Annotated in this window: 13 protein-coding genes and 1 pseudogene; 4 read left to right on the top strand and 10 right to left on the bottom strand. The window is 68.9% G+C overall.

Annotation, left to right across the window (positions count from 1 at the left end; translation table 11 throughout):
* Positions 1-276 precede the first annotated feature (276 nt).
* Positions 277-1,254, bottom strand: a complete 978-nt coding sequence (locus tag SY91_RS22480) for an NAD-dependent epimerase/dehydratase family protein (RefSeq protein WP_185921393.1) — start codon at positions 1,252-1,254, stop codon at positions 277-279.
* A gap of 99 nt (positions 1,255-1,353) precedes the next feature.
* Between SY91_RS22480 and SY91_RS22485 the strand changes: the two genes are divergently transcribed.
* Positions 1,354-2,256 (top strand): LysR family transcriptional regulator, encoded by a 903-nt coding sequence (locus SY91_RS22485; RefSeq protein ID WP_034175236.1) that lies wholly within the window; start codon positions 1,354-1,356, stop codon positions 2,254-2,256.
* A 31-nt stretch (positions 2,257-2,287) separates the two neighbouring features.
* On the opposite strand, the gene SY91_RS22490 is transcribed toward SY91_RS22485, so the two are convergent.
* The gene (locus SY91_RS22490) at positions 2,288-2,608 is read right to left on the bottom strand and encodes a hypothetical protein (protein WP_043888602.1); all 321 of its coding nucleotides are present in this window, start codon (positions 2,606-2,608) and stop codon (positions 2,288-2,290) included.
* A 44-nt stretch (positions 2,609-2,652) separates the two neighbouring features.
* Positions 2,653-3,525: a LysR family transcriptional regulator gene (locus SY91_RS22495; RefSeq protein WP_006480907.1), complete on the bottom strand. Its 873-nt coding sequence runs from the start codon at positions 3,523-3,525 to the stop codon at positions 2,653-2,655.
* Between the two features lie 147 nt (positions 3,526-3,672).
* Between SY91_RS22495 and SY91_RS22500 the strand changes: the two genes are divergently transcribed.
* A complete protein-coding gene (locus tag SY91_RS22500) occupies positions 3,673-5,133 on the top strand; it encodes an MFS transporter (RefSeq protein ID WP_023477881.1) in 1,461 nt (486 codons plus the stop codon).
* A 92-nt stretch (positions 5,134-5,225) separates the two neighbouring features.
* Here the strand turns inward: SY91_RS22500 and SY91_RS22505 are convergent, their stop codons facing one another.
* Positions 5,226-5,423: an oxidoreductase-like domain-containing protein gene (locus SY91_RS22505; RefSeq protein ID WP_006480905.1), complete on the bottom strand. Its 198-nt coding sequence runs from the start codon at positions 5,421-5,423 to the stop codon at positions 5,226-5,228.
* 160 nt (positions 5,424-5,583) lie between these two features.
* Here SY91_RS22505 and SY91_RS22510 point away from each other — a divergent pair, with 160 nt between their 5' ends.
* Entirely contained in the window at positions 5,584-6,006 is a 423-nt protein-coding gene (locus SY91_RS22510) for a RidA family protein (RefSeq protein ID WP_023477883.1), read from the top strand.
* A gap of 79 nt (positions 6,007-6,085) precedes the next feature.
* On the opposite strand, the gene creD is transcribed toward SY91_RS22510, so the two are convergent.
* The 4 genes from creD to SY91_RS22530 all read right to left on the bottom strand — a co-directional run bounded on the left by creD (position 6,086) and on the right by SY91_RS22530 (position 10,567).
* Positions 6,086-7,474 (bottom strand): cell envelope integrity protein CreD, encoded by a 1,389-nt coding sequence (gene creD / locus SY91_RS22515; RefSeq protein ID WP_043888598.1) that lies wholly within the window; start codon positions 7,472-7,474, stop codon positions 6,086-6,088.
* A gap of 103 nt (positions 7,475-7,577) precedes the next feature.
* Positions 7,578-9,029, bottom strand: a complete 1,452-nt coding sequence (gene creC / locus SY91_RS22520) for a two-component system sensor histidine kinase CreC (protein ID WP_023477885.1) — start codon at positions 9,027-9,029, stop codon at positions 7,578-7,580.
* 15 nt (positions 9,030-9,044) lie between these two features.
* Complete coding sequence (gene creB, locus SY91_RS22525) at positions 9,045-9,764, bottom strand: two-component system response regulator CreB (protein WP_023477886.1); 720 nt, start codon at positions 9,762-9,764, stop codon at positions 9,045-9,047.
* A gap of 89 nt (positions 9,765-9,853) precedes the next feature.
* On the bottom strand, positions 9,854-10,567 hold the full coding sequence (locus tag SY91_RS22530; protein WP_023477887.1) for an SDR family NAD(P)-dependent oxidoreductase: 714 nt from the start codon (positions 10,565-10,567) through the stop codon (positions 9,854-9,856).
* Between the two features lie 400 nt (positions 10,568-10,967).
* Between SY91_RS22530 and SY91_RS22535 the strand changes: the two are divergent.
* Positions 10,968-11,644 (top strand): annotated as a pseudogene (locus SY91_RS22535) (dihydrodipicolinate reductase).
* A 77-nt stretch (positions 11,645-11,721) separates the two neighbouring features.
* On the opposite strand, the gene SY91_RS22540 reads toward SY91_RS22535, so the two are convergent.
* Positions 11,722-12,531 (bottom strand): SDR family oxidoreductase, encoded by an 810-nt coding sequence (locus SY91_RS22540; protein ID WP_023477889.1) that lies wholly within the window; start codon positions 12,529-12,531, stop codon positions 11,722-11,724.
* On the bottom strand, positions 12,528-13,361 hold the full coding sequence (locus SY91_RS22545) for a MoaF C-terminal domain-containing protein (RefSeq protein ID WP_034175404.1): 834 nt from the start codon (positions 13,359-13,361) through the stop codon (positions 12,528-12,530). Before SY91_RS22545 ends, SY91_RS22540 begins: the two co-directional genes overlap by 4 nt.
* Between the last annotated feature and the right edge of the window lie 147 nt (positions 13,362-13,508).

Here is a 13,508-nt window from a genome sequence, read left to right on the forward strand (position 1 = left end):
AAAGCAGTGGTAGTCCGGGAAGTTGAACTGCGAGTTGCCGCAGTACAGCACACCTGCCAGGTTGGTACACCCGCTCAATGTGAACATGATTGCTCCCGCAACCGACGCTTTCCAGCCGAAATGCAACATCTCACCCCCGTTTTCACCTTGTCGGTGTCGACTGACATGATGCGCATCGGACGCACGCGGGTATGTGGAGAATTGTGACCCCGGGCTTCCTCGGTTCGCCGTGACGTGTTTCCGTGCCCGGACGAAACCCGTGCTACCCGCCGTTGCTCACCCGAGACACCCGAGCCCCGCCAGCGTCGCCTCCACCGCCGTATCGAGCGGCGTGACCGGCTCGCGGCCGAGCACCGCGGTCACGCGCGCGTTGTCCATCCGGATCGGTTCGCGCCACAGGTAACGCATCTCGAGCAATTCGCGCAACGTCGTGACGAACGGCGCAGCCACGTACACGAGCCACCACGGGAAATCGCGCAGCGCCGGTCGCATGCCGTGCCGCTGCGCGACGCGTTGCACGGCCAGCGCCATCTGCATGCCGTCTTCATCCCAATGCCCGCCCAGATGAAAACGCGCGAACGGCTCCAGCGTCTCGCGCCGCTCGATCAGCTCGACCATCACGCAGGCCACGTCAGGCACATACGACCATTGATGGCCGACGCCGCGGCTCGGCACGCTGATGGCGGTGACCGGCCGCCCCGCCTTGATCAGCCCCTGCGAGAACCAGCTGTTGCCGAGCTGCGGCCCGAAGAAATCGCCGGCGCGCACGACGATCGCCGGCACGCCGTGCGCGCTGGCGTCCTGCAGCCGCCGCTCCAGTTCGACGCGGATCGCGCCCTTGCGGGTCGCCGGATGCTGCGGCGCGTCTTCCCGCAGCACCGGAAACGCATCGGCGCCGAAGTTGTAGACCGTGCCCGGCAGCACGACGGTCGCCTGCGCGGCCCGGGCCGCCGCGATCGCGTTGTCGATCATCGGCAGCACCTGCGTGGCCCAGTTCCGGTATCCGGGCGGATTCACCGCATGCACGATCACGCTGCAGCCGCGGGCGGCGCGCACCACCGCATCGCGATCCAGCGCGTCGCCGCGCACCCATGCGATACCGTCGCGCTCCACGACTTCGGCATCGAGCCCGCGCTTGAGCGCGCGTACCTGCCAGCCCGCATCGCGCAACTGCCGCGCGACTTCCCCGCCGATCCCGCCGCTCGCGCCCAGCACGAGGGCCTGCCGTTGCGTCCCGCCTGCGTTTGCCGACATTGCCGCTCTCCTTGAATGGAACCATCACGACACGGATTCTGGCGCGCCGATGGCTATCAAGGAATTGCCGAACCTAGCAGATCAGCTATACATTTATGTATGACCATCGATCTGAACTGGGAGCGCTACCGCACCTTCCTCGCGGTCCTGACGGAAGGCTCGCTGTCCGGCGCGGCGCGCGCGCTCGGCATCACGCAGCCGACGGCCGGCCGCCATGTCGCGGCGCTCGAAGCCGCGTTCGGCCAGACGCTGTTCACGCGCTCGCCGTCGGGCCTGCTGCCGACCGAGGCCGCGCTCGCGCTGCGCGGCCACGCGGAGGCGCTGCGCAGCGCGGCGGCCGCGTTCGAGCGCGCGGCGGCCAGCCACGGCGCCGGCGTGCGCGGCATCGTGCGGATCTCGGCCAGCGACGTGATCGCCGTCGAGGTGCTGCCGCCGATGCTCGCGCAATTGCGGCGCGACCATCCGGGGCTCGTGATCGAACTGGTGCCGACCGACCGCATCCAGGACGTGCTGAAGCGCGAGGCCGACATCGCGGTACGGATGGCGCCGCCCGCGCAGGACGCGCTCGTCGCGCGGCGCGTCGGCGAAATCGAGGTCGGGCTGTATGCGCGCGACGATTACCTGGCGCACCACGGCGCGCCCGCGACGATCGATGCGCTCGCGCATCACACGCTGATCGGCTTCGATACCGTCACGCCGTTCATTCGTTCGGCGGGGCGCGGCATGCCGCTGTGGAAGCGCGACGCGTTCGCGCTGCGTACCGACAGCAATCTCGCGCAGCTCGCGATGATCCGTGCCGGCTACGGGATCGGCTTCTGCCAGTCGGCGCTCGCGAAACGCAACGCGCGGCTCGTGCGCGTGCTGCCGGACGCGCTCGGGATGCGGCTGGAAACCTGGGTCGTGATGCACGAAGACCTGCGGACCAGCCCGCGCTGCCGGGCCGTGTTCGATGCGCTGGCCAACGGGCTGCGGGCGTATGCGGACGGTGAGGCCGCCGAGTAGAAAGCGGTGGGCGTGAATCGCGCGGGGCGCGCTATTCGTAGATTTTCGCGGCGAACAGGATGTCCGCGATGCGCCGCCAAGGGTTATCGGGCACGTCGTAGAAGCGCAGCCCCTCTTCCGACGCCTCGGCCCAGTCGATCATCGCTTCCAGATACTCGCCGATCGACCGGTTTTCCCAGCCGAGCGCCGCATGGGCGTATGGCGACAGCGGCGCGTCGGCCTCGAGCTGCCGCTCCGTGTGCCAGTCATGGCCGAGCACGCGCAGGAAATGGATCAGCGAACGCTCGTCGACCACGCGCTCCAGCGCATGCTGCAGCTTCGCGGCCATCTGGTTCTTCAGTTCGTCGTTCATGCCCATGGCTCCCGACGTGCCGCTCGGTGTCGCGCGGCATGGTTTTACATCAGCAGTTGACGCGACAGCACCTCGCGCGCCTGAGTGACGGTCTCGCGTTCGCCCGGCAACGGCGGCGTCAGCGAAAACACCGCGTCCGGCAGCGGCGGCAGCCGGTATTTCGTGCCGAGCCGCATCAGGCCGTCGCCGATCGCCGATGCGCACAGGCAACCGACGCCGAGCCCCGCCGCGAGCATCGACTGCAACCCCGCGACGCCCGACGCGCTGTGCACGAGCACGTACGGCGTGTGTTGCTCGTCGAGCGAGCGCACCGCGACCTGATGCATCATGCAGTCGTCCGGCAGCAGCACGAGCGGCAGCGGCTCGGGCAACTGCTCGGCGAGCGCGGGCGACGCGACCCACGACAGCGGTTCGCGCCGCAGCACCCAGCGTGTGTCGGCCGACGCCGGCCGGAACGGCCCGCTCGACATGTTCATCACGACGCCGAGATCGATCTGCCCGCGTGCGTGCGCCGCTTCGATCTCCGCGCTCTTCATCGCGCTCACGTGCAGGCTCAACTGCGGGTAGCACTCGCGCAGCCGCGCCAGCATGCCCGCCACTTCATTCGTGCGGTAGTAGTCGGTGATCGCGACGCGCAGTTCGCCCTTGATCGCCTGCCCGCGCAGCTCGTCGAACGCGGCCTCGTTCAGCGCGACGATGCGCCGCGCATGCTGCAGCAGCCGCGCGCCGGCCGGCGTCGGTTCGACGCCGCGCTTGCTGCGCACGAACAGCGGCACGCCGGCGCGCGATTCGAGCTTGCGGACCTGCTCGCTGACCGTCGATTGCGACAGGTGCAGCCGCGGTGCAGCGGCCGTCAGGCTGCCCGCATCCGCGACCGCCGCGAAAGTACGCAACTGATCCAGGTCGAAACCGCGCATCGTCGTTCCTCATCCATCGAATAACCCGATGGATGCTACCACTCTTTCCCGCTTTTCCGAACCATGGGCGATGCCCAGAATAAGGGGTCAACGGCCTGGTTGCGTCGATCGCCTATCGGGCCCTCATTCTTTGGATCTGCTTTCATCATGACGAACAATACCCTCGCCCCCTGCGCACCAGCCTGCGCGGCCGCCGCGGCGACGCCGCGCAGCCATCATGGCTGGGCGCTCGTGGTCCTGCTGGTCGGCGCCATTCTGCCGCCGCTCGACTACTTCATCGTGAATCTCGCGCTCCCGGCCATTCGCGACGGCATCGGCGCGCGCCAGGCCGAGTTGCAGCTCGTCGTGTCGGCCTATGCATGCGCGAACGCGGTCGTCCAGATCACCGGCGGGCGGCTCGGCGACCTGTACGGACGCAAGCGCATGTTCATGATCGGCATGGCCGGCTTCGTGCTCGCGTCGACGCTGTGCGGGCTCGCCGGCAACGGCACGGTGCTCGTCGGCGGCCGCGTGCTGCAGGGCCTGTTCGCCGCGATCCTCGCCCCCCAGGTGCTCGCGACGATCCGCAGCGTGTTCAGCCCGCAGGAACAGGTGCGCGTGATGGGCTTCTACGGGTTCGCATTCGGCCTCGCGGCCGTGATCGGCCAGCTCGGCGGCGGCGCGCTGATCAGCCTGCATCCGTTCGGGCTCGGCTGGCGCGCGATCTTCCTCGTCAATCTGCCGATCGGCATCCTGGCGCTGATCGGCAGCTGGCGCTTCATCCCGGAAAACCGCGCGCCGCGCGGCCAGCGCATCGACGTGCCGGGTACGGTGCTGATGTCGCTGTTCCTGCTGATGCTCGTGTACCCGCTCACGCACGGTCGGGAAGCCGGCTGGCCGCTGTGGATGATCGCGTGCGGCGTCGGCGCGCTGCCGATGCTCGGCGCGCTGCTCGCGGTCGAAGCGCGCCGGCTCGCGCGCGGCCACGATCCGCTGCTCGACGTGCGGCTGCTCCGCAACCCGGTCGTCGCGCTCGGGCTCCTGCTCGCGTTCCTGTTCTATACGCTGAGCGCGTTCTTCCTGAGCTACGGGATCTATCTGCAGGGCTGCCTGAACTGGTCGCCGCTCGCGTCCGGGTTCGCGATCCTGCCGCTCGGGCTCGGCTTCCTCGCGAGCCCGCTGCTGACGACGCGCCTCGTCGCCCGCTTCGGCGGGTATCGCGTGCTCACGCTCGGCTTCGCGATGCTCGCGGCCGGCGTCGCGATCGCCGCCGCGCTCGCCCGCGACGGTGCGCCGGGGCCCGGCTTCTATGCGGGCATCGCGGCGATCGGCATCGGGCAAGGGCTCGTGCTGCCGTCGGTCGTGCGGATCGTACTCGCGGAAGTCGATGCGGCCCGCGCGGGGGTCGCGTCAGGGATGGTCAGCGCGATGCTGCAGATCGGCGCGGCGGTCGGCGCCGCGACGATCGGCGGCGTGTTCTTCGCGCGGCTCGGCGTGCATCCGGCCGCGCTCGATTACGTGCAGGGCTTCAGGGCGTCGATGTTCACGCTGACGATCGTGCTGCTGGGCTGCGTCGCGCTGTCGATGGCGCTCGGGCCGCTGCATCGGCGGCTGCATGCGGATGCGTGACAGCTGACGTGGACGGTGCCGGCACCGTCAATCCAGGCCCGGAAACGGGCATGGCGCATGCGCGGCGTGGCGGCTCGCCGGCCTCCTCCGGTTTACCGGTGAGGCTCGCGCTGTGCGTGCCGCGCCTCCCATTCGGCCAGTTCGACGCGATAGCGCGCGAGCGCCTCGTCGTAAAGATCGAAGACGCACGGCGAGCAACCGCTGTTGCAGCAGTCTTCCAGTTCGGGTTGGACAGGCGGGGTCGGGCGGGGATCGTCGACGGACGGATCTCCGGAAGCTTGGTTCGGCACGGCGTGGTCCGGTAATGTGGAGTGGTCAGTATAGGGCGATCCGGGCCGCCGCCGCATTCGGCAGGCCGGCGGGTCGCCGACGAACGCATCCGTCATGGCGCGCTCGCCGCATGCGGCACGCCGCTGCGCTCGCCCATTTCGACCCCACAGGAGCCGCACGATGGCCGAAGCCGTGAATCCCCCGGAAGTCTGGGCGCCGTTCGGCGCGTTTTCGATGGCCGTGATCCAGGGCGACGGCCGGATCGTGCATCTGAAGGGACAGGTCGCGCTCGACCGCGACGGGCAGGTAGTCGGCGCCGGCGACATGCGCGCCCAGGTCCGGCAAACGCTCGACAACATCCGCGACGTGCTGGCCGCGCTGGGCGGGCAGATGCGCGACGTGATCTCGCTCGTCCATTACGCCACCGACATCGATGCGTTCATGCAGGCCGGCGACATCCGCAAGACCTACTTCGCCGAACCCTATCCGGTGACGACGACCGTCCAGGTCGAACGTCTCTACCATCCCGACCTGCTGATCGAGATCGCAGCCATCGCCGAGATTCCGCTGGCGCGGTTTCGTCGGCCCGAGAGGGCCGCGTGAAAGGCCTCGGGCCCGCGTAAAAACGCGCGCCGGTCACGGCTTTCCCGACCGGCGCTCGCGCTTGCCTGCACCCGCTCGCCTACTTCGCCGGCGCGCCCGGCTTCACCGCTCCCGGCTTGTCGGCCAGCGGCTGCCACGCGGCGCCAAGCGAATACCAGTCGACGCGGCGCGTGAGCGTCATGATGCCGGCAAGGATCGCGAACAGCAGCAGCGAACCGAGCATCAGCGCATTGTCTTCCGACAGCAGCAGCCCGTAGAGCGCCGCGTACAACATCGCAAGCAGCACGGTGAACGTCGCGCCGCGCTTCACGCTGTGCAGCACGAACGACAGGTAGAAGCCGAGCAGCCCGATGCATGCGCCGCTCGCCGCGAGATACGCATAGCCGAACGCAATATGCTCGGACAGGCTCAGCAACAGCAGGAAGAACAGCGCGAGCGACAAGCCGACCAGCGTGTACTGGATCGGGTGAATGCGCAGCCGCTTCACGAGCTCGTACATGAAGAAGCTCGCGAACGTGAGCATCACGAACAGCGCACCGTATTTCGTCGCGCGTTCGGCCTGCAAATAGACGTTCACGGGTTCGATCACCGATACCGACGCCATCTCGATCTCGCCCCCGCCGTTGCCGGACGCCACTTGCTCGCGCGCCTTCGTGTTGAATGACGTCACGTGCCAGTTGCTGGCGAAGCCGCGCGCATCGATCGTGCGCTCCGCCGGCAGGAACTCGCCGCCGAAGCTCGGATGCGGCCACGTCGATTTCAGCGAGAAGTCGTTCTGATCGCCCACCGGCGCGAACGCGACCGATTCGGCGCCCGCCAGCGGCAGGCCGATGCTGAACGGCACGACCGTCGCCCCGGCGTTTGCCTCCGCCAGCGCCGTGAGATCGACGTTCGCATGCACGCCCTGGCGCAGGCTGTCGAGCCGCGTGCCCTGCTCCACGTCGATCCGCTTGCCGCCGATGCGCAGGTCGGGCTGCGCCTTCAGCCCCCGCAGGTCGCCGATGCCGAGCGCGACGTATGCGCCGTCGATCTTGAAGCTCACGTGGCCGTCGGCCTCCGGCAGCTTCTTCAGGTCCGGCAGCGGCAGCATGCCCGTGATCCGGCTGTCGAGTCCGTACACGAGTGCCTTGTGAATACCGCGATAGCGCACGCTGACCGCCAGCGTGCCGTCGACCTTCAGCGTCTTGGGGAACACGAATAGCCGTTTCGTCTCGCTTTTCAGGCTGGTTTTCGCCTTGCCGCCGGCCCGCGCGTCGTCGCTCACGCGCGTGACTTCCGTGTAACGGACGACGAGCACCGGCCCCGTCACCGTCTGCGGCCCCGCGTAGCTCGCCCAGATGCTCTGCAGCGCACTCTGCCGGTAATCGGCGCGTTCCCGCACGATGCTCTGGACCATCTGCAGCGGGATCAGGATCGCCAGCGCGAGAAACGCGGTGATCATGGACTTGAACAACAGAACTCGATTCATTGCTGGCAGGTACCGGAGTAGAAGGTACGTTCAGCATGAGCGGCCCCGGTGAAGGGCGATTGAAGCCGGCGTGAAGCGAATGTGTGGCGAGCGTGAAGCGCGGTCAGCCGGCCGACGGCAGCGTGAGCGTCGCGCACGCGCCGCCTTCCGCGCGATTCGCAAGCGCGACCTGGCCGCGATGCAGCATCGCGACTTCGCGGACGAAACACAGCCCGAGGCCTGTGCTGCGATCCTGTCCGTCGGGCCGCGGCAGCGAATAGAAGCGTTCGAACACGCGCGACAGCGCATAGTCGGGCACGCCGGGGCCGTCGTCGTCGACGCGCACGACCGCGACGTGCGCCCGCCCCGCCGGCTGCCGCTCGAGCGCGATCCGGATCGTGCTGCCTTGCGGCGCGAAATCCAGCGCGTTGTCGAGCAGGTTGCCGAGCGCCTGCCGCAGCAGGAACGGATCGCCGTCGACGACCGCGGGATCGGCCGCATCGCTCGCATCGATCCGCAGGCTCACGCCGCGCTGCCGCGCGCGCGGCTCGATATCGTCGACGAGCTGTTCGAGCACCGGCCGCAGCGCGACCGGCTCGTGCACCGACAGCCGCTGCTTCTGCTCGACCTCGGCCAGCGCGAGCAGCTTGCGGATCATCTGTTCGAGGCGGCCGGCCTGACGGCGGATGTTCTCGGTGAAGCGCCGGCGGTTCGCGACCGGCATGTCTTCCTGCAACAGTTCGGCTGCACCACTGATCGCGGCCAGCGGGCTTTTCATCTCGTGCGTGAGCGTGTGGATGTAGGTTTCGACGTACTGGCGGTCTTCCAGCCGCTGATGCATGCTTTCCACCGCGCGCCCGAGCTCGGCCAGTTCGTTTGCGCCCTGCAGCGGCATCGACGCGCGCTCGCCGGCCGCGATCGCGCGCGCATAGCGCTGCAGGCGCCGCAACCCGAGCACCAGCCACCACGTGCACGCGGCGCCGATCAGGATCGCGCCGCCCATCAGCAACGCGCCGTACAGCATGATCTTGCGCTGGCTGCGCGCGATGAACGGCGCGACCGTCTGGTTCGGTTTCGCGATCGTCAGCACGCCGATGATCTCGTTGCCGCGCCGGATCGGCGCCGCCACGTGCATCACGGTGCTGCCGTCGTCGTTCGGATCGCTGCGCGTGCTGCGCGCGCCGTATTCGCCGCGCAGCGTCCGGTACACGTCGTTCCAGCGCGAATAGTCCTGCCCGAGCGCGCTGCCGGACGAGTCGTAGCGCACGATGCCGTGCGCGTCGGTGATGTAGAGGCGGTAGCCGATCGCGTTCTTCTGGATACCCCACACGTTCGCGCTGACCGGGCGCTCGTGCAATTTCCCGAGTTGCCGCGCGAATGTGCCGTCGGCGATGTGCCCGTTCGCCATGTCGTCGGCCGCCAGCGTCGCCAGCACCTGCGCGGTATCGACGAGCGTGTCCTCCATCGCTTCGCGCACGCCGGGCTTCACCTCCTGCACGAACACGCGCAGCGTGATCAGCGCGGCCAGGCCGACGATCAGGAAAAAGCCGAAGAAGATGCGCAGGCCGATATGCATGGGCGGTGCCGCTCGTTACGGTTGCAGCGAATAACCCATGCCGCGATGCGTGCGGATCGGGTCGCGCTCGGGATCGATCGCGCGCAGCTTGGCGCGCAGCGTCTTGATGTGCGTGTCGACCGTGCGGTCGGCCGAATCGAGCGCCTCGTGCCACACGAGATCCATCAATTGTTCGCGCGAGTAGATGCGCCCCGGATGCCGGACCAGCAGCGCCATCAGCCCGAATTCGTAGCGCGTGAGGTCCAGCGCGTGGCCGAGCCACGACACGCGCGCGCCGTCGGTGTCGAGCGTGAAGCCGGAGGCGACCGGTGCAGGCGCGTCGGCCGAGGTGGGCGTGGGTGCGGGCGCCGGTTCCGGTGCGGCCGTCCGGTGAAAGCGGCGCAGGATCACGCGGACCCGCGCGGCCAGTTCGCGCGGCGAAAACGGCTTGACGACGTAATCGTCGGCGCCGATCTCGAGCCCGACGATCCGGTCGATCTCGTCGTGCCGCGCGGTCAGGAAGATCACCGGAATATCGGTGAACGTGCGCAGCCGCCGGCATACCTCGAAACCGCTGAGGTCCGGCAGGCCGACATCGAGCACCACGAGATCGAAATGCGTGTCGCGCAGGCGGTCGAGCGCCGCCTGCCCGAGCGTGCAGTGGACGGTCTGCATGCCGTCGGTGCCGAGTGCATAGACGATCGTGTCCGCGATCGCCTGTTCGTCTTCGACGATCAGGATGGTGGGCTGAGTCATGGTCTCAGGTTCGGGTCTCGGGTTCCGGCCGTGCAAGCCGGTGCGACATTGTACGCACGGCCGAACCCGGCGAGCCCTCCTCCGGCGTACTACGCGACGCGGCCGCTCACCGGAATCGACGCACCGGTGATCGCCTGCGCGTCGGCCGACAGCAGGAATCCGATCGTCGCCGCGAGCTGCCCGGGCCGGACCCAGCGCGAGAAGTCGGCGTCGGGCATGTCCTTGCGGTTCGGCGGCGTGTCGATGATGCTCGGCAGCAGCGCGTTCACGGTCACGCCGCGATCGAGCAGTTCCGCCGCCAGCGCCTCGGTGAGCCGCGCGACGCCCGCCTTCGCGGCCGCATACGCACCCATCCCCGCGCCGGCCTTGAACGCCGCGCCCGCGCCGATGTTGACGATGCGGCCGGCCTGGCTCGCCACCAGGTACGGCAGCGCGGCTTTCGACGCGTTCAGCGCCGTCTTCACGTTCAGTTCGTACATGCGGTCCCACGTGGCGGCATCGCCGTCGGCGATCGTCTGCCACACGAATGCGCCGGCGATGTTCAGCAGCGCGTCGACCTGGCCGAATTCGCGGTTGACCGTGTCGAGCGCCTGCACGGCGGCCTGCGGATCGACGAGATCGATGCCGCCGATGCGCAGCGCATCGGCCGGCACGCCGGGCAGCGCCTGCGCCGCCGGCGCCGCGCCGCGGCCGATCAGCGCGACGCGTGCGCCGCGCTCGCCGAGCCACGCGGCCGTCGCGACGCCCAGATGACCGAAGCCGCCGGTGATCGCGACTGCCTTGCCTTTCAGGTCGTGTTCCATCGATGTGTTCTCCTGGATCGAGGGTGATGGGATCAAATGCCGACAGCGTAGCGCCGTTCACGCGTTCGTGCGCACGGGATGAAGGTGCGGCAGCGCGGTTCCTCCGTCGTTTCGCTTCGGTTGCCCGGGCGCCAGCCCGGCGGCTGCGCCACGAAACGGATCGCGGTCCACACGCACGCGCCGCGGGCCATCGCAACGTCGCGGGCGAGGTGGACTGCCGAGGGCGTCGGCGAGCCGATGCGCCGCGACATCACATGCCCGGCCCGACAAGCGCGCCAATCGACGGACGGGCATAATGCGCGATGCCCGCCCGGCGCGGCAAGCGGCACGACAGCTGGCTTGCTCGACAGCCTGCACCGCCGCCGCCCACTCGCCACCCGAACCTCAATCCGTCAATCCCATGCAAGTACTCGTCATCGGAACCGGCAAGCTCGCCAACGAGTTGCTCGGCTCGCACAAGCTCGACCCGGCCACCTGCCGCGTGATGCCTTGGTCGGACACCGCGCGAACCAACGCCCGGTCGATCGTCGTCCATGCCGGTTCCGGCCGCGAACTCCCCGCCGCGATCGCGTTCTGCCAGGCCACCGCATCGCCGCTCGTCGAGCTGTCGACCGGCTCCGACCTCGAAACCGGGACGTACGGCTTTCCGGTCGTGCTGTGTCCGAACACGAACATCCTGATGCTCAAGTTCATGAGCATGCTGGAAACCAGCGGCCACCTGTTTCGCGACTGCGAGATCAGCGTGACCGAGTCGCATCAGGCCGGCAAGACGTCCGTCCCCGGTACGGCCGTCGGCATCGCCGCGTCACTCGGCGTGCAGCCGGCAGACATCCGCTCCGTGCGCGATCCGGCCGTGCAGCGCAACGAATTCGGCATCCCGACGATCAGCTCGGCCGCCACGCGGTTCACCGGATACGCATCGACGACGGCGCATGCAGCCTGCAGTTCGAATCGCGCGTATCCGGCGATACGCCTTATGCGGACGGCGTATCACGCATCGTCGAGGCCGTCCGGCAGCACGATCTCGAGCCTCGCCGCCATTCGATCGTCGAATTCATCCGCAACGGCTGGCTGTAGTCACGGCGGCGGCGTGCGGGCCGGTACGCGCGCCTATGCCGTCACAACCTCGCCGCAGCCCTGCGAACCGCCCCTCGCTATCGATCTCCCAGCACCGCCCCGCTCTCCGGCAAGGTCGCTCCGCCATCGACGACGATCGTCTGCCCGGTGACGTACGCCGCGTCGGCCGACGCGAGAAACAGCATCGCGTTCGCGATGTCCTCCGGTTCGCCCATCCGCGCGAGCGGAATGTCGCGCGCGATCTGCGCCGCGACCGACGCGTCGCCGAGATTGCCGGCCGCCGGCGTGCGAATCATCCCCGGTTCGACGCCGTTGACCGTCACGTTGCGGCGCGCCAGCTCCAGCGCCGCCGCCCGGATGAAGCCGTTCACGCCGGCCTTCGACGCCGCGTAATGCGCAAGCCCCGGATAGACGACGCGCGGCCCCGTCACCGACGACGTGACGAGCAGCCTGCCGGCCCCCGCCCGCTCGAATGCCGGCAACGCGGCCTGCGCGAGCCAGAACAGCGCCGACAGGTTGACCGACAGCGTGCGATCGAGCGTCGGCTCGTCGATCTGCATGAACGGCGTCAACGGAAAATACGCGGCATTGTGGATGACGACATCGAGCCGGCCGCCGTCGCGCTCGACTGCCGCGACGAGCGCATCCAGGTCGCCCCGGCTCGCGGCATCGACCCGATACGCGCGTGCGTCGCCGCCCGCGCTGGCCAGCGCGTCGGCCTGCGCGGCTGCCGCGTCGCCGTTCAGGTCGGCCACGGCGACGAACGCGTCGGATTCCGCGAAACGGCGCGCGATCGCCGCGCCGATCCCTTGCGCGGCGCCCGTGACGAGCACGACACGGCCGCCGAAATCCGCGCGCAGGCGGCCGCTGCCCGGCACGGCTGTCATCGCTGCGCCTCGCCGCCGGACGGGTACACGGTTTCGTTCAGCACATGCGCGTAAGCGCCGATCTGGAAATTCGACAGCGTGCCGAAATCGCCGCCCTGATAACCGAAGATCTTGCCGTCGGTCTTGCGCTGCGCGAGGTCGATCAGCACGACGCCGAGCGTCGGCACCACTTTCTCGCGCCACACGAACAGATACAGCTCGTCCGCCATCTTGAAGTAATGGCAGCGGTCGACATCGGCCAGCCCGCCTTCCACGCCTTGCAGGCACTGCCACGCGTAGAAATTCTCGTTCAGGTAGATGTGCTCGTAGCATTCGGTCGGGCTGTAGCGGTACATCGTCCGCTTGCCGATCAGCTCGCGCGTGGGCGCATGCAGCGGCCCCGGCTGCGCGTGGCCGCCGAGCGTGCCATGCCGGAATTGCACGTCGACGGCCGTCAGCGGCAGCCCGCGCGCGACGCGCGTGAACGCATCGATGCGCGTGTCGGCTTCCGTCGGCAGCGTACCGACGACCGACGTCCACACGCCGGCGTCCAGGTCGATCACGAGGCTGACCGACGTCGCCCGAGCAGTGACATCGATGTAGTCGACGAAGTACAGTCCATCGCGCAGCCGCGTCACGCGGCACGGCGCGCGGCTGCCCGTATCGGTTGCCGCATCGCGGCACCGCAGCGCATCCGGCTCGAACGTATAGACGCGCCACGCGCCCGATGCGTCGCCAAGCGCCAGCGTCCGCCCGACGAGTGCGTCGACGGGGGCGAGGATGTTCGCCTCCGGTGCGAAGCCGTCCGCGAGCGCGCCCACCTGAATGAATACCGGGTCCTGTCGTTCCACCTGCCGTCTCCCATGCAGCTTCAGGCCCGGCGGGCCGTGTACGCTGCCGATGTGCACATGGTGCCGGCTGCACGCGCCGCGCGATATCCGCCAAAAGGATGAAGGGCGCGCGGCGCCGGAACGCGCTAAAGTGCACGTGATCCGCGC

This window comes from Burkholderia cenocepacia, from assembly GCF_014211915.1.
GTDB lineage: Bacteria > Pseudomonadota > Gammaproteobacteria > Burkholderiales > Burkholderiaceae > Burkholderia > Burkholderia orbicola.